Source organism: Pseudomonas sp. 91RF, assembly GCF_003576265.1.
In the GTDB taxonomy this organism is placed as follows: domain Bacteria; phylum Pseudomonadota; class Gammaproteobacteria; order Pseudomonadales; family Pseudomonadaceae; genus Aquipseudomonas; species Aquipseudomonas kribbensis.
The window spans coordinates 33,937-48,061 of the sequence record NZ_QWFC01000012.1 but is presented as its reverse complement, the minus strand read 5'-3'; the positions used below and the strand labels follow the sequence as shown (position 1 = coordinate 48,061).

Sequence of the window (14,125 nt, the reverse complement as noted above, 5' to 3'; positions counted from 1 at the left end):
GTTAAAGAGTCTCGGATCCGGTCAGGCGCTTGATGGTGCTGCGCAGGATGATGCTGTCGGGCTGATCCTTGAGGAACTTGCCCCAGATTTGTTTGGCTTCGCGCTGGTTACCCTTGGTCCACAGGACTTCGCCCAGGTGAGCAGCGACTTCGTGATCGGGGAAGCGCTCCAGCGCCTGACGCAGATACTTCTCGGCGTCATCCAGGTTGCCCATGCGGAAATTCACCCAGCCGAGGCTGTCGAGTACCGCCGGGTCTTCCGGATTGATCTGGTGTGCCTGCTCGATCAGTGCCTTGGCTTCGGCGTAGCGCGTGGTGCGGTCGGACAGGGTGTAGCCGAGGGCGTTGAGCGCCATGGCGTTGTCCGGATCGCGCTTGATGATCAGGCGCAGGTCTTTTTCCATCTGCGCCAGGTCATTGCGTTTTTCCGCCTGCATCGCGCGGGTGTAGAGCAGATTCAGATCGTCCGGGTATTGCAGCAACGCCTGTTGCAGGGTTTTCCAGGCTTTGTCGCCCTGATTGTTGGCGGACAGGGTCTCGGCTTCGATCAGGTACAACTGGATCGCGTAATCCGGCTGCGCATCACGTTCGGCGGCCAGTTTGCTCTGGGCTTCGGCGGTCTTGCCGTTGCTCATCAGGATGTCGGCCTGACGCAATTGCGCCGGCAGATAGTCGTTGCCCGGCCCGACCTGGGCGTATTCGATCAGCGCGCCTTGCGGGTCGTTGCGTTCTTCGGCGATGCGCCCCAGGTTCAGATGCGCGGAATCGACATGGCTTTCCCGGGCGATCAGGTCTTCCAGGTAACCCTTGGCCTCGTCCCAGGCCTTGGCTTCCAGGCACACCAATGCCAGCGAGTAACGCAGTTCGTCGTCTTCCGGGTATTGCTGGACCAGTGTGGAGAATTCGACCTTGGCATCGTCCATCCGGTCCTGTTCCACCAGCATCCGCGCGTAAGTCAGGCGCAGGCGCTTGTCGTCCGGGTACTTCTTGATGTTCTTCTGCAGCAGCGGCAGGGCCTCGTCGCCACGGTTCAGCCCTTGCAGGAGGCGGGCACGCAGCAGGATCGGGGCGATTTCGCCGTCGTCCGGCGGATTGTCTTCAAGCAGGGTCAGCGCACCTTTGGTGTCGCCGTCCTGCTGCATCAGCAGGGCCTTGCCGAAAATCAGCTGATTGTTGTGCGGGTGACGCTGCAGCAGGCGGTCGAAACTTTTCATCAGGCCATTGCGGGTTTCCTGATCGGTGTCGGCGGCCGACAGCGCGAGGAAGTCGAAATGGGTGTCGCCCTTGCCCTGCAGGACTTTCTCCATGTAGACCATCGAGTCGTCATAACGCCCGGCGCGTGCCAGTTGCACGGCGGCGGCGCGTTGCGCTTCGAGGTCATCCGGGGCGTTTTTTGCCCAGATCAGTGCGGTATCCAGCGCCGGTTGATCCGCGCCCAGGTATTCGGCGATACGGAACGCCCGCTCGGAAACACCCGGGTCCTGGGTGTTGATGGCCTGGGTCACGTAGTTGTCCAGGGCAATGTCGAAACGATTGCGCTGGCCGGCGAGTTCGGCGCTCAGCAGGCTGAACACCGTTTCCTGGCTGAACGAGCTGTAAACCTTGGGCTTTTCAGGGGCTGGCGTGGTGTCTTCGACCGACGGGGTGCCATCGTGCGAAACGGGGGCCAAGGCCTGGCAGCCGCTGAGGAAGACAAAAGCAAGGAGCAACGCGGAAGATCTATTCATATAGGAAGAGGACGACTAACCTGCGGTCGGATCATCATGACACAAGCCTTCGGCCAAACATAACCGAGTCTCGATTGTGGCCATTATAGGGGCCGACAATTGGGACAATAGTCAGCGGTAGTTGTTCTGAATCTGACGAAGTAGGACAATTGCCGGCTTCACGTCACCATCAGCGACCTTGAATGGCCTTCCTTGCACTCGGTATCAACCACAAGACTGCTTCAGTAGACGTCCGCGAGCGCGTGGCCTTTACCCCTGAGCAGCTGGTGGAGGCCTTGCAGCAGCTCTGCCGACTCACCGACAGCCGCGAAGCTGCGATCCTTTCCACCTGCAATCGCAGTGAACTGTATATAGAACAGGATCAGCTTTCGGCCGATATCGTGCTGCGCTGGCTGGCCGACTATCACCATTTAAGCCTCGATGAGCTGCGCGCGAGTGCTTATGTGCATGAAGATGATGCGGCAGTTCGTCACATGATGCGCGTCGCCTCCGGGCTCGATTCGCTGGTGCTGGGCGAGCCGCAGATCCTCGGCCAGATGAAATCGGCCTACGCCGTGGCCCGCGAGGCCGGCACCATCGGGCCGCTGCTCGGCCGCTTGTTCCAGGCAACGTTCAACGCTGCCAAGCAAGTGCGCACCGATACCGCCATTGGCGAAAACCCGGTGTCCGTGGCGTTTGCCGCGGTAAGCCTGGCCAAACAGATTTTCAGCGACCTGCAACGCAGCCAGGCCCTGCTGATCGGCGCCGGCGAGACCATTACCCTGGTCGCCCGCCATCTGCATGATCTGGGGGTCAAGCGTATCGTGGTGGCCAACCGCACGCTGGAGCGAGCCAGCCTGCTGGCCGAACAGTTCGGCGCCCACGCGGTTTTGCTGTCGGATATTCCGGCCGAGCTGGTGCGCAGCGACATCGTCATCAGCTCCACCGCCAGTCAGTTGCCGATCCTCGGCAAGGGCGCCGTTGAAAGCGCCCTGAAGCTGCGCAAGCACAAGCCGATCTTCATGGTCGACATCGCCGTTCCCCGGGATATCGAACCGGAAGTCGGCGAACTCGACGACGTTTATCTCTATAGCGTCGACGATCTGCACGAAGTGGTCGCCGAAAACCTCAAGAGCCGTCAGGGTGCGGCGCAAGCCGCCGAAGAGATGGTTTCGGTGGGGGCCGACGATTTCATGGTGCGCCTGCGCGAGCTGGCGGCGGTCGATGTGCTCAAGGCCTATCGTCAACAGAGCGAACGCCTGCGCGACGAAGAGCTGCAAAAGGCCCTGCGCCTGCTGGCCAACGGCGGCAACGCCGAAGACGTGCTGGGCCAGCTGGCCCGTGGCCTGACCAATAAACTCCTGCACGCCCCGAGCGTGCAGTTGAAAAAGCTTTCTGCCGAAGGCCGCCTCGATGCGCTGGCCATGGCCCAGGAACTCTTTGCCCTCGAGGGCTCACCGGATAGCTTTTCGGATAAAAAACCGCAATGAAAGCGTCACTGCTCAATAAGCTGGACATCCTCCAGGACCGTTTCGAGGAACTGACGGCGCTGCTCGGCGACGCCGAAGTCATTTCCGACCAGACCAAATTCCGCGCCTATTCCAAGGAATACGCCGAAGTCGAGCCGGTCGTCGAAGCCTATAAACAGCTGCTCAAGGCCCAGGCCGATCTGGAAGGCGCCCAGGCGCTGCTCAAGGACGGCGACCCGGACATGCGCGAAATGGCCGTGGAAGAAGTGCGCGAAACCAAAGAGCAACTCATCGAGCTTGAAGCCACCTTGCAGCGCATGCTGCTGCCCAAGGATCCCAACGACGGGCGCAACGTGTTCCTCGAAATCCGCGCCGGCACCGGTGGCGACGAGGCGGCGATCTTTTCCGGCGACCTGTTCCGCATGTACTCGCGCTACGCCGAGAAACGCGGCTGGCGGGTGGAAATCCTCTCGGAGAACGAAGGCGAGCACGGCGGCTATAAAGAAGTCATCGCCCGGGTCGAAGGCGACAATGTCTACGGCAAGCTGAAATTCGAGTCCGGCGCCCACCGCGTACAGCGCGTGCCGGCCACCGAATCCCAAGGCCGCATCCACACCTCGGCCTGCACCGTGGCTGTGTTGCCGGAGCCCGACGAGCAGGAAGCGATCGAGATCAACCCGGCGGACTTGCGCGTCGACACGTACCGTTCCTCCGGGGCCGGTGGTCAGCACGTCAACAAGACCGACTCGGCGATCCGTATCACTCACTTGCCGACTGGCATCGTGGTCGAGTGTCAGGAAGAACGTTCCCAGCACAAGAACCGGGCGCGGGCGATGGCCTGGCTGTCGGCCAAGCTCAACGACCAGCAGACCACCGCAGCGGCCAACGCCATCGCCAGCGAGCGTAAATTGCTGGTGGGTTCCGGCGACCGCTCCGAGCGGATCCGCACCTACAACTTTGCCCAGGGCCGGGTCACCGACCACCGCGTCAACCTGACCCTGTATTCCCTCGACGAGATCCTCGCCGGTGGCGTCGAAGCGGTGATCGAACCGTTGCTGGCCGAATACCAGGCCGACCAACTGGCAGCGATAGGTGAATAAATGACCATCATCGCCAGCCTGTTGCGCGCCGCCGAACTGCCGGACTCGCCCACCGCACGCCTGGATGCCGAGCTGCTCCTCGCCGCGGCGCTGGGCAAGTCCCGCAGTTTTCTCCACACCTGGCCCGAACGCATCGTGCCGAGCGAAGCCGTGCTGGTCTTCACCGAATACCTGCAGCGCCGCCGCAGCGGTGAGCCGGTGGCCTACATTCTCGGCCAGCAGGGTTTCTGGAAACTCGATCTGGAAGTCGCGCCGCACACGCTGATTCCGCGCCCGGACACCGAGTTGCTGGTGGAAGCCGCACTGGAATTGCTGCCAGCGACCCCGGCCAAGGTTCTCGACCTCGGCACCGGCAGCGGGGCGATTGCCATGGCCCTGGCCAGTGAGCGTCCGGCATGGAACGTCACTGCGGTGGATCGCGTGCTGGAAGCCGTGGCCCTGGCCGAGCGCAACCGTCAGCGTCTGCACCTGAACAACGCCACGGTGCTCAGCAGTCACTGGTTCAGCGCTCTGGAAGGCAAGCGTTTCGAGCTGATCATCAGCAACCCGCCGTATATCCGCGCCGCCGATCCGCACCTGGTCGAAGGCGATGTGCGTTTCGAACCGGAAAGCGCCTTGGTGGCCGGCATCGACGGGCTCGACGATCTGCGTCTGATCATCGCCCAGGCGCCGGCGCATCTGGAGGCCGGTGGCTGGCTGATGCTCGAACACGGCTATGATCAAGCCGAAGCCGTGCGCGATCTGTTGCTGACGCAAGGTTTCGAAGAAGTCCACAGCCGCACCGATCTGGGCGGCCATCAACGGATCAGCCTGGGGCGCCTGCCGTGCTGAATGATCAGGAATTGTTGCGCTACAGTCGGCAGATCCTCCTGCAACACATCGACATCGATGGCCAGTTGAAGCTCAAGGACAGCCGCGTGCTGATCGTCGGCCTTGGCGGTCTCGGCGCTCCGGTTGCCTTGTATCTGGCGGCGGCGGGCGTCGGCGAGTTGCATCTGGCGGATTTCGACACGGTCGACCTGACCAACCTGCAACGCCAGATCATCCATGACACCGACAGCGTCGGCATGACCAAGGTCGACTCGGCGCTCAAGCGCCTGAGCGCGATCAACCCAGAAATCCGGCTGGTGCCCCATCGTCAGGCACTGGACGAGGATTCCCTTGCCGCCGCCGTGGCAGCGGTGGATCTGGTACTCGACTGCTCGGACAATTTCTCCACCCGTGAAGCGGTCAACGCCGCGTGTGTGGCAGCCTGCAAACCGCTGGTCAGCGGCGCGGCGATCCGCCTCGAAGGACAGCTGTCGGTATTCGACCCGCGTCGCGCCGAGAGCCCTTGCTATCACTGCCTGTACGGTCACGGCAGCGAAGCCGAACTGACTTGCAGCGAAGCCGGCGTGGTCGGGCCGCTGGTGGGTCTGGTCGGCAGCCTGCAAGCGCTGGAAGCCTTGAAGCTGCTGGCGGGTTTCGGCGAGCCTCTGGTGGGGCGCCTGCTGTTGATCGATGCGCTGGGCTCGCGATTCCGTGAGCTGCGGGTCAAGCGTGATCCCGGATGCAGCGTCTGTGGTTCGCACCATGCGTGAAGCGCCGATCGCCGTATTCGATTCCGGCGTCGGTGGCCTGTCGGTGCTGGCGGAAATCCAGCATCTGTTGCCCAATGAATCGCTGCTTTACCTCGGCGACTGCGGCCACATTCCTTATGGCGAGAAAACTCCGGAGTTCATCCGCCAGCGTTGCAGCGTGATGGCCGGTTTTTTCCGCGAGCAGGGCGCCAAGGCACTGGTAATCGCCTGCAACACTGCGACCGTGGCCGGCGTTGCCGATCTGCGGCGTGATTTTCCCGACTGGCCGATTGTCGGCATGGAGCCGGCGGTCAAACCGGCTGCCGCCGCCACTCGCAGCGGCGTGGTCGGCGTCCTCGCCACCACCGGCACCTTGCAGAGCGCGAAGTTCGCGGCGTTGCTCGACCGTTTTGCCACCGATATCCGGGTCATTACCCAGCCGTGCCCGGGGCTGGTGGAGCTGATCGAAGGCGGCGACCTGCACAGCGAAGCGCTGCGTCAGTTGCTTCACCGCTATGTCGAACCGCTGCTGGGCGCGGGTTGCGACACGATCATTCTTGGCTGCACCCACTATCCCTTCCTCAAACCGCTGCTCAAAACGATGCTCCCCGCCGACATCAGTCTGATCGACACGGGTGCGGCCGTGGCCCGGCAACTTCAGCGCCTGCTGGCCGAACGCGATCTGCTCGCCGAGGGCCCGAATCGTCCCGCCAGATTCTGGACCAGCGCCGATCCGCAATCCTTGAAAAACATTCTGCCGTTGCTGGGACAAACGCCTGGCGATGTGCAACGCTTCCACTTGTAAAAAGATTGTGAAATAACCCGAACATCGGGTGAACTTCTGTTTAAGCGCCGATTTCTATACCGCTGAGTTACCTAAAAACCAAACGATCGTTCCGGAAAAGGAAGTTTCAACGTGAAGCGACTATTCTGCTTGGCCGCGATTGCGGCCGCACTGATGGGGCAAAGTTTTACTGCACAGGCCGCTGGCGTGGAATTCGGGGTTGGCGCCACCAGCGATTCAACGATGACCTATCGCCTGGGGATGAATTTCGACTGGGACAAGAGCTGGCTGCAAAGCGATGTCGGTCGCCTGACCGGTTACTGGAGCGGCGCCTACACTTACTGGGAAGGTGACAAGACCTCCAGCAACAACAGTCTTTCGTTCTCGCCGGTTTTTGTTTACGAATTCGCCGGTCAGTCGGTCAAACCCTACGTCGAAGCAGGGATCGGGGTGGCGTTGTTCTCCAACACCCAGTACGAAGACAACAATATCGGTGGGGCCTTCCAGTTCGAAGACCGCATCGGTTTCGGCCTGCGATTCAATGGCGGGCATGAAATCGGAATCAGGGCCACGCACTATTCCAACGCCGGCCTGAGCAGCAACAACGACGGGGTAGAAAGCTACTCGCTGCACTACACGTTGCCGTTGTAACACCCATGAAAAAGGAGCGCCCGGCGCTCCTTTTTTGTATTCAGCGATACGCCGTGGCAATCCCCTGGCGTTCGTCGATGCATTCCGGCGCGCCCATCTCGAATTCGCGGCAGATCAGCGGGCGCTTTTCGTAGATCGTGCACATCATCGTGTCGCGATCCAGCGCCGCGCACCAGCCGTCGTCCAGACGCAACATGACTTCGCCCCCCCAATCATCGGTATCGATAAAGCGCTCGGGTACGCCGGTGTCGGTGATCAGCATGACTTCGAGCTGACAGCAGCAGGCCGCGCAAGTCGAACAGGTGACGGCGGACTCGTCGATTGGCTGCAGGGGAATGGTTTTCATGGGCGCAGTGTACGGCAGTGACCCGCGCGCGTGTGAAAGCCCTGACGGACGATTACTGCACCAGGCGCCGGGACAAGAGGTGCAACAACGGAAAAAGTAGCGCCCACAACAGGCCGATGCCGATCAAAGTCGGTAACTCGCCATAGGGAAACTGCACCCCGGCCAGTCGTCCACCGGCGCAGTACGACAACGCGCCACCGACGGCCCCGAGCACACTCGCCAGCCACCATGGCCGGGCGCTCCATTGCAGGCAATGGCGCAATGTCGTGGCCAACAGTGCCCACAACAACATCAGCCACAACGGAATCAGCGGCGACAGGTCCTTGAATTCAAAGACCCCGAGACCGCGCAGGCCGCTGTCCACGGCGGTGCCCAGAATCACCACGCCGAGAATCAGTCGGCCCTCCGCCGCCCAGTTGCTGATCCAGCGCAGATGAATTACCAATACCGCCAGCGCCACCAGCAACCACAGGCTGTTGCCGCCGAGCACGCAGGCCAGCCAGCCGACCTGGAACAGTACCGCGTTGGCGATCCGCTCAGGCATCGAAACGCCCAAGCAGTGGCGCCGGCGTCGCCGCCGGTTTGGCCAACAGCAATTGCGCGGTGCCGATGGTGCGTTCGAGGAAGCCGCCCTCGCAGTAACACAGGTAAAACTCCCACAGCCGCAGGAAATAATCGTCGTAGCCCAATTCGCTCAGGCGGCCGTGGGCGTGGCGAAAATTCTCGTGCCACAGGCGCAGGGTCCGGGCGTAGTGCAGGCCGAAGTCTTCCATGTGCAGCAGGTTCATGTCGGTATCGCGGCTGACAATTTCGAGCATCTTCTGCACACAGGGCAGGGCGCCGCCGGGGAAGATATATCGCTGAATGAAATCCACGCCGCGTTTCGCCTGCTCGTAGCGCTGGTCCCGGATGGTGATCGCTTGCAGCAGCATCAGGCCGTTGCTCTTGAGCAGGTGCGCGCATTGCTTGAAGTAGGTCGGCAGGAAGCGATGACCGACCGCCTCGATCATCTCGATCGACACCAGTTTGTCGTACTGGCCGGTGAGGTCGCGGTAGTCCTTGAGCAGCAACGTCACCCGGTCCTGCAGGCCGAGGCTTTCGATGCGCCGGGCGGTAAACGCGTATTGCTCTTTGGACAGGGTGGTCGTGGTGACTTTGCAACCATAGTGCTGCGCGGCATACAGCGCCATGCTGCCCCAGCCGGTGCCGATTTCCAGCAAGTGATCGCCAGGCTCGAGTGCGAGCTTCTGGCAGATCCGCTCCAGTTTGTTCAGTTGTGCCTGTTCCAGGCTGTCGTCCGGGCTGAGGAACTGCGCCGCCGAATACATCATGGTGGGGTCGAGAAACTGCTCGAACAGATCGTTGCCGAGGTCGTAATGGGCGGCGATGTTTTTCTGCGAGCCCTTGCGCGTGTTGCGGTTGAGCCAGTGCAGACCGCGCACCAGCGGCCGGCCGATTTTTGCCAGTCCACCCTCCATGCCGTCGAGCACTTCGAGGTTGCTGACGAAGACCCGCACCACGGCGGTCAGGTCCGGTGAACTCCAGTAGCCGTGAATGAAGGCTTCCCCGGCGCCAATCGAGCCGTTGCCCGCGACCATGCCCCAGGCCGCTGCATCGAGGACATGAATCTCGCCCAGCAACGCACTGTCCGGTGTGCCGAAGACCTGGCGTTCGCCGTCCTCGATCACCACCAGTTGCCCGTGCTTGAGCTGTGCGAGCTGACGCAGGACACCGCGACGCAGCAGTGAGCCGGTGATGCCGTGGGTACTGAACGGGATGGCGGCTCTGGCCGAAACGCTAGAGGATTTCATGGCGGTGCTCCTCGGGAGACGCTGTGGCGGTTCGAAAGCTGTCGTCGGCCGTCCGATGGGGAAACAGCGGGGTGCGCTTGAGCAGCAAACGCAGGGCCTGCCAATAGATCGCGAGGGCGGTTTTCGCGGTCATCCACGGAAAGCGCCACAGATGCCGGTGCAGGTTGCGTCGATCAAGAGGTTCGCGTTTCAGGTTGAGCGTGGCGTCGAACAGTTTCCGTTCGCCCTGCCAGTCGGCCATGTGCACGCCCAGGGTTTGCGCGGCGGGGCTGAAGCTCATGCGGTATTCCAGATCCGGTGGCAGAAACGGCGATACGTGAAACGCCTTGGCCACGGCGAAGTGCTGGTGGAAGTCGCGCACGCTGGTCGGGGCTCGTGCCGGTAGTACGTAGTGATAGCGCTCGCGCCATGGTGTGTTGCTGACTTCGCAGAGAATCGCCGCCAGTTGCCCGTCGGCCTCGTGGCAGTAAAAGAAACTCACCGGGTTGAATGCCAGGCCCCAACTGCGCGGCTGAGTGAGCAGGCAGATCGAACCCTGCGGCTGGTGACCGAGGGCCTCACCGACCAGCAGGCGTACCGCATCGATCAGCCGCACACCGCGACCGGTAAACGTCTTGAGGTAGTCGGTCTCGCGAAACGAGAACGGGGCAAAACGGCTCGTGCCGGACAGTGGCGACAGGTTCAGTACGGCGTCCTGTTCGGTCAGGTCGAGATACAGCAGCCCGATCCGGTAACGGAATTCATGCCGACGCGGGGCGAATCGCCGGTGGGCGATCCAGCCACTGTAGAGCGCGCTGTTCACAGGCTTTCTCCGAACGCGGCGGCGACGCGTAAAGCGCTGACCACGCCGTCTTCATGAAAACCGTTGGCCCAGTAGGCGCCGCAATAATGGGTGTGCTGCGCGCCGTCGAGTTCGGCCCAGCGCTGTTGGGCCGCTACCGCTGCGAGGCTGAATTGCGGATGGGCGTAGGTGAAACGGGCAAGCACTTTGGACGGGCTGATGCCGGCGCTTTGGTTGAGGCTGACGCAGAACGTGGTGTCGCTCTGGATGCCTTGCAGGATATTCATGTCGTAAGTGACGGCCGCGTGGGTATGGCCGGCCCCACCGAGGCGATAGTTCCAGCTGGCCCAGGCCCGTTTGCGCATCGGCAGCAGACGGGTGTCGGTATGCAGCACCACTTCGTTGTCGGCGTAGGGCAGGGTACCAAGAATCTCCCGTTCGGCACGGCTCGGATTGGCCAGCAATCGCAATGCCTGATCGCTGTGGCAGGCCAGCACGACTTTGTCGAAATGTTCGATGCCGACGGGGCTGTGGATAACCACGCCGTGTTCGTTGCGTTCGATCCGGTTTACCGGACAGTTCACGCGGATCCGCTCTTTGAATGACGCGGTCAACGGGGCGAGGTAGGCACTGGAGCCGCCCTCGATCACTCGCCATTGCGGACGATTGCTGACCGACAACAAACCGTGGTTCTCGAAGAACCGCACGAAAAACTGCAGCGGAAAATTCAGCATCTCGGCCATCGGCATCGACCAGATCGCCGCGCCCATCGGCACGATGTAATGCAGGATGAAACGCTCGCCGTAGCCGCCCGCCTTGAGGTAGTCGTCCAGTGTGGTGTCGCTGGCGATCCGCTGTTCGGCGAGGTCGCGCCGGGCTTCCTTGTTGAAGCGCAGGATGTCGCGCAGCATGCCCCAGAATCCCGGCGACAACAGATTGCTGCGCTGAGCAAACAGGCTGTCGAGGTTGTTGCCGTTGTATTCCAGACCGATGTCGGGGTCGGTCACCGAAAAGCTCATCTCGGTGGCTTTGGAGTTCACACCCAACTGACCGAGCAAACGGATGAAGTTCGGGTACGTCCAGTCGTTGAACACGATGAACCCGGTGTCGACTGCGTAATCACGCCCGTCCACCGTCACTGTCACCGTGTGTGTATGGCCGCCGACCCAGGCGCCGGCCTCGAACACCGTGACGTCATGTCGGCGACCGAGCAGGTAGGCGCAGGTCAGCCCTGCAATCCCGCTGCCGACGATGGCGATGTTCACGTCGGATCCCGCAAGGGTGGTGTGCTGCGCACCATGCGCTTGCCGATCGCCAGTTGCACTTGTGCGGGCATTTTCGAGAGGGGCCAGAGCGCCGCCATGAACAGTGCCGGAAAGGCAATCTCCAGCGGCCGGTCCTTGAGCCTGCCGAAAATGTGGCTCGCCGCTTTTTCCGCAGGCCAGCTCAATGGCATCGGGAAGTCGTTTTTGGCCGTCAGAGGCGTTTCGATAAAGCCCGGACTGATGACCGTGACTTCAATGCCTTCGTCCGCCAGATCGATACGCAATGACTCGAACAGATAACGCAGTCCGGCCTTTGACGCACCGTACGCTTCGGCCCGGGGCAGCGGCACGTAGGTGACGGAGCTGGCCATGCCCACCAGATGCGGCGCGGTTCCTTTGCGCAGCAGAGGCAGGGCGGCTTCGATGCAATAGCTGCTGGCGAGCAGGTTGGTGCGTACCACGTGTTCGACGATCGTAGCGTCGAACTGTTTTGCATCGACGTATTCGCAGGTGCCGGCGTTGAGGATCACGCTGTCCAGCGATCCCCATTCCAGCGCGATCTGTTCACCGATTTCCCGCACGGTCTGGCTATTGGTGAGGTCCCCGGCCACGACCAGCACTTGCCCCGGATAGCGCTGCGACAACGCTTTGAGCGTTGCGACATCGCGGGAACTGACCGCCAGGTGCGCACCGCTTTTCAGAATCTCTTCCGCCAGTGCTGCACCGATGCCACTGCTGGCACCGGTCAGCCAATAACGGCGTGGCGTTGAACGGCTCATCCCAGTCTCCTTTTCAGCCAGGCGATCACCCGGCCCAATATCGGTAAATGTTCGTAAAGCAGCGCTCCGGCATCGAAGTAATCCCGGTGGCGATAAACCTTGTCGCGCCAGAGGAGGTGCGAACAGCCCGTGACGCGAATCAGTCGCCCGCCCGCCAGACGCGGGTGGCGGTAGCTCATGACCCAGCGCAGGTAACCTTCGCAGTCGCCGATCTGGTCGAAACCGTGGAAGTCGAACCGCAGTTCACTGACGTTGGCGTACAGCTCGCTGAAATAGTCGCGCAATTGCGTCAGCCCCTGCACCTCGTGCAACGGGTCGGTGAAATGAATGTCCTCGCTGTAGAGCGCGTCCAGGCTGTGCAGGTTGTCTTTGTTCAACTGCGCGAACTGGCGGGCGAAACGGCGCAGGAATTCACTCATGGCCTTCTCCGACAGACGTACGGGAGGGCAGGTTCTTGAACGCGGTCAGTGCTCGCTCCCGCGAGGTGCTCAGGTTAACGATCGGCAACGGATAGTCCGCCACGCCGAACAGTCCGCCAGCGCTTGCAGGGTTGTGCACTTCTTTCTTGTTCAGGCCGGCCAGTTCCGGCAGCCAGTGCTTGATGAACAGGCCTTCGCTGTCGAATTTTTCCGACTGGCTGATCGGGTTGAAGATCCGGAAATACGGCGCCGCATCGGTGCCGGTCGATGCGCTCCACTGCCAGCCGCCGTTGTTGGCCGCCAGATCGCCGTCGATCAGGTGGTGCATGAAAAAACGCTCGCCTTCGCGCCAGTCGATCAGCAGGTTCTTGGTCAGGAACATCGCCACCACCATGCGCAGGCGGTTGTGCATCCAGCCGGTTTCGAGCAATTGGCGCATGGCCGCGTCGATGATCGGCAGACCGGTGCGTGCTTCCTGCCAGGCCGCCAGCTCCTGCGGCGCATCGCGCCAGGCCAGGGCTTCGGTTTCCGGGCGGAACGCGCGATGCCGGGACACCCGTGGGTAGCCGACCAGAATGTGTTTGTAGAACTCGCGCCACAGCAGTTCGTTGATCCAGGTGACCGCGCCGACCTTGCCGCTTTCGAATTCACCCTGATTGCTTTGCAACGCGGCATGCAGGCACTGGCGCGGCGAGATCACCCCGGCCGCGAGATAGGCCGAGAGCTGGCTGGTGCCGGGCTTGGCCGGGAAGTCGCGCTCGCTTTTGTAGTAGTCGATCTGCACTTCGGCGAAGGAGTCGAGACGGTGCCGGGCTTCGGCTTCGCCGGCGGGCCACAGGTTGCGCAACGCTTGGCCGGGTGTCGGGAAACCCTCGATGGACTCGGGTACCGGATCGCTGGCAATGTTCAGTGGAGCCTGTGCGGACGGCGCTTTTATCAAGGACGGCATCGAGCGATGCAGGCGTTCGTAGCAGACTTTGCGGAACTGGCTGAAGACCTGAAAGTAGGTGCCGGTTTTGGTCAGCACGCTGCCGGGTTTGAACAGCAACTGATCGAGATAGCTGTGAAACGCGATGCCTTCGGCCTGCAATGCCCGGGCAACGGCCGCATCGCGGCGGCTTTCGTGTACGCCGTATTCCTCATTGACGTGAACAGCCTCGACCTGCAAATCCTGGCAAAGCTCAAGCAGTACCGCTGGGGCCTGATCCCAGTGCGGGGCGCTGCGGATCAACAGCGGGATGTTCAGTTCGCCAAGGGTTTTGCTCAGTTCCCGCAGGTTGCGCAGCCAGAAATCGACCTTGCAGGGGGCGTCGTCATGTTCCTGCCATTGTTCGGGGCTCAACAGGTACACGGCCACGGTCGGGCCACGCTCGGCGGCGGCCGTGAGGGCGGTGTTGTCATGTTGGCGCAGGTCGCTGCGCAGCCAGATCAATTGCATGGTGTTCTCTGCACGAAT

The 14,125-nt window shown here is 61.9% G+C and carries 15 protein-coding genes; 6 read left to right on the top strand and 9 right to left on the bottom strand.

Annotation, left to right across the window (positions count from 1 at the left end):
- Position 1 precedes the first annotated feature (1 nt).
- A complete protein-coding gene (locus DXT77_RS02300; protein ID WP_119426467.1) occupies positions 2-1,726 on the bottom strand; it encodes a tetratricopeptide repeat protein in 1,725 nt (574 codons plus the stop codon).
- 182 nt (positions 1,727-1,908) lie between these two features.
- Here DXT77_RS02300 and hemA point away from each other — a divergent pair, with 182 nt between their 5' ends.
- From hemA to DXT77_RS02270, 6 genes are all read left to right on the top strand, one after another.
- Positions 1,909-3,195 (top strand): glutamyl-tRNA reductase, encoded by a 1,287-nt coding sequence (hemA, locus tag DXT77_RS02295; protein WP_085700892.1) that lies wholly within the window; start codon positions 1,909-1,911, stop codon positions 3,193-3,195.
- Positions 3,192-4,274 carry a peptide chain release factor 1 gene (prfA, locus tag DXT77_RS02290; protein WP_114885501.1) on the top strand — a complete coding sequence of 361 codons (1,083 nt, stop codon included), beginning with the start codon at positions 3,192-3,194 and terminating at the stop codon, positions 4,272-4,274. Before hemA ends, prfA begins: the two co-directional genes overlap by 4 nt.
- The gene (prmC, locus tag DXT77_RS02285) at positions 4,275-5,105 is read left to right on the top strand and encodes a peptide chain release factor N(5)-glutamine methyltransferase (protein WP_119426466.1); all 831 of its coding nucleotides are present in this window, start codon (positions 4,275-4,277) and stop codon (positions 5,103-5,105) included.
- Positions 5,099-5,854: a molybdopterin-synthase adenylyltransferase MoeB gene (locus DXT77_RS02280; protein ID WP_119426465.1), complete on the top strand. Its 756-nt coding sequence runs from the start codon at positions 5,099-5,101 to the stop codon at positions 5,852-5,854. Before prmC ends, DXT77_RS02280 begins: the two co-directional genes overlap by 7 nt.
- Positions 5,847-6,638, top strand: a complete 792-nt coding sequence (gene murI, locus DXT77_RS02275) for a glutamate racemase (protein ID WP_119426464.1) — start codon at positions 5,847-5,849, stop codon at positions 6,636-6,638. Before DXT77_RS02280 ends, murI begins: the two co-directional genes overlap by 8 nt.
- 111 nt (positions 6,639-6,749) lie before the next feature.
- A complete protein-coding gene (locus tag DXT77_RS02270; RefSeq protein WP_085733621.1) occupies positions 6,750-7,268 on the top strand; it encodes an acyloxyacyl hydrolase in 519 nt (172 codons plus the stop codon).
- A gap of 40 nt (positions 7,269-7,308) precedes the next feature.
- Here the strand turns inward: DXT77_RS02270 and DXT77_RS02265 are convergent, their stop codons facing one another.
- From DXT77_RS02265 to phrB, 8 genes are read right to left on the bottom strand one after another with little or no spacing between them, the layout of a single operon-like run.
- Positions 7,309-7,614, bottom strand: a complete 306-nt coding sequence (locus DXT77_RS02265; RefSeq protein ID WP_119426463.1) for a YkgJ family cysteine cluster protein — start codon at positions 7,612-7,614, stop codon at positions 7,309-7,311.
- Between the two features lie 52 nt (positions 7,615-7,666).
- Positions 7,667-8,158, bottom strand: a complete 492-nt coding sequence (locus tag DXT77_RS02260) for a DUF2878 domain-containing protein (protein ID WP_119426462.1) — start codon at positions 8,156-8,158, stop codon at positions 7,667-7,669.
- Complete coding sequence (locus tag DXT77_RS02255) at positions 8,151-9,425, bottom strand: cyclopropane-fatty-acyl-phospholipid synthase family protein (RefSeq protein ID WP_119426461.1); 1,275 nt, start codon at positions 9,423-9,425, stop codon at positions 8,151-8,153. Before DXT77_RS02255 ends, DXT77_RS02260 begins: the two co-directional genes overlap by 8 nt.
- Positions 9,412-10,227 (bottom strand): DUF1365 domain-containing protein, encoded by an 816-nt coding sequence (locus DXT77_RS02250; protein WP_119426460.1) that lies wholly within the window; start codon positions 10,225-10,227, stop codon positions 9,412-9,414. Before DXT77_RS02250 ends, DXT77_RS02255 begins: the two co-directional genes overlap by 14 nt.
- Entirely contained in the window at positions 10,224-11,471 is a 1,248-nt protein-coding gene (locus tag DXT77_RS02245; protein WP_119426459.1) for an NAD(P)/FAD-dependent oxidoreductase, read from the bottom strand. The genes DXT77_RS02250 and DXT77_RS02245 overlap by 4 nt, the downstream gene beginning before the upstream one ends.
- Positions 11,468-12,250, bottom strand: coding sequence for an SDR family oxidoreductase (locus DXT77_RS02240; protein WP_119426458.1), 783 nt, complete (start codon positions 12,248-12,250; stop codon positions 11,468-11,470). The genes DXT77_RS02245 and DXT77_RS02240 overlap by 4 nt, the downstream gene beginning before the upstream one ends.
- A complete protein-coding gene (locus DXT77_RS02235; protein WP_085709303.1) occupies positions 12,247-12,669 on the bottom strand; it encodes a nuclear transport factor 2 family protein in 423 nt (140 codons plus the stop codon). The genes DXT77_RS02240 and DXT77_RS02235 overlap by 4 nt, the downstream gene beginning before the upstream one ends.
- Positions 12,662-14,107 carry a deoxyribodipyrimidine photo-lyase gene (gene phrB / locus DXT77_RS02230; protein ID WP_119426514.1) on the bottom strand — a complete coding sequence of 482 codons (1,446 nt, stop codon included), beginning with the start codon at positions 14,105-14,107 and terminating at the stop codon, positions 12,662-12,664. The genes DXT77_RS02235 and phrB overlap by 8 nt, the downstream gene beginning before the upstream one ends.
- Positions 14,108-14,125 lie beyond the last annotated feature (18 nt).

What these genes read in the sequence shown, in the direction of transcription:
- phrB (WP_119426514.1), bottom strand. Translation starts at nt 14,107, where the DNA reads ATGCAATTGATCTGGCTGCGCAGCGACCTGCGCCAACATGACAACACC.
- DXT77_RS02255 (WP_119426461.1), bottom strand. Translation starts at nt 9,425, where the DNA reads ATGAAATCCTCTAGCGTTTCGGCCAGAGCCGCCATCCCGTTCAGTACC.
- murI (WP_119426464.1), top strand. Translation starts at nt 5,847, where the DNA reads ATGCGTGAAGCGCCGATCGCCGTATTCGATTCCGGCGTCGGTGGCCTG.
- DXT77_RS02240 (WP_119426458.1), bottom strand. Translation starts at nt 12,250, where the DNA reads ATGAGCCGTTCAACGCCACGCCGTTATTGGCTGACCGGTGCCAGCAGT.
- DXT77_RS02265 (WP_119426463.1), bottom strand. Translation starts at nt 7,614, where the DNA reads ATGAAAACCATTCCCCTGCAGCCAATCGACGAGTCCGCCGTCACCTGT.
- DXT77_RS02300 (WP_119426467.1), bottom strand. Translation starts at nt 1,726, where the DNA reads ATGAATAGATCTTCCGCGTTGCTCCTTGCTTTTGTCTTCCTCAGCGGC.
- DXT77_RS02235 (WP_085709303.1), bottom strand. Translation starts at nt 12,669, where the DNA reads ATGAGTGAATTCCTGCGCCGTTTCGCCCGCCAGTTCGCGCAGTTGAAC.
- prfA (WP_114885501.1), top strand. Translation starts at nt 3,192, where the DNA reads ATGAAAGCGTCACTGCTCAATAAGCTGGACATCCTCCAGGACCGTTTC.
- hemA (WP_085700892.1), top strand. Translation starts at nt 1,909, where the DNA reads ATGGCCTTCCTTGCACTCGGTATCAACCACAAGACTGCTTCAGTAGAC.
- prmC (WP_119426466.1), top strand. Translation starts at nt 4,275, where the DNA reads ATGACCATCATCGCCAGCCTGTTGCGCGCCGCCGAACTGCCGGACTCG.
- DXT77_RS02260 (WP_119426462.1), bottom strand. Translation starts at nt 8,158, where the DNA reads ATGCCTGAGCGGATCGCCAACGCGGTACTGTTCCAGGTCGGCTGGCTG.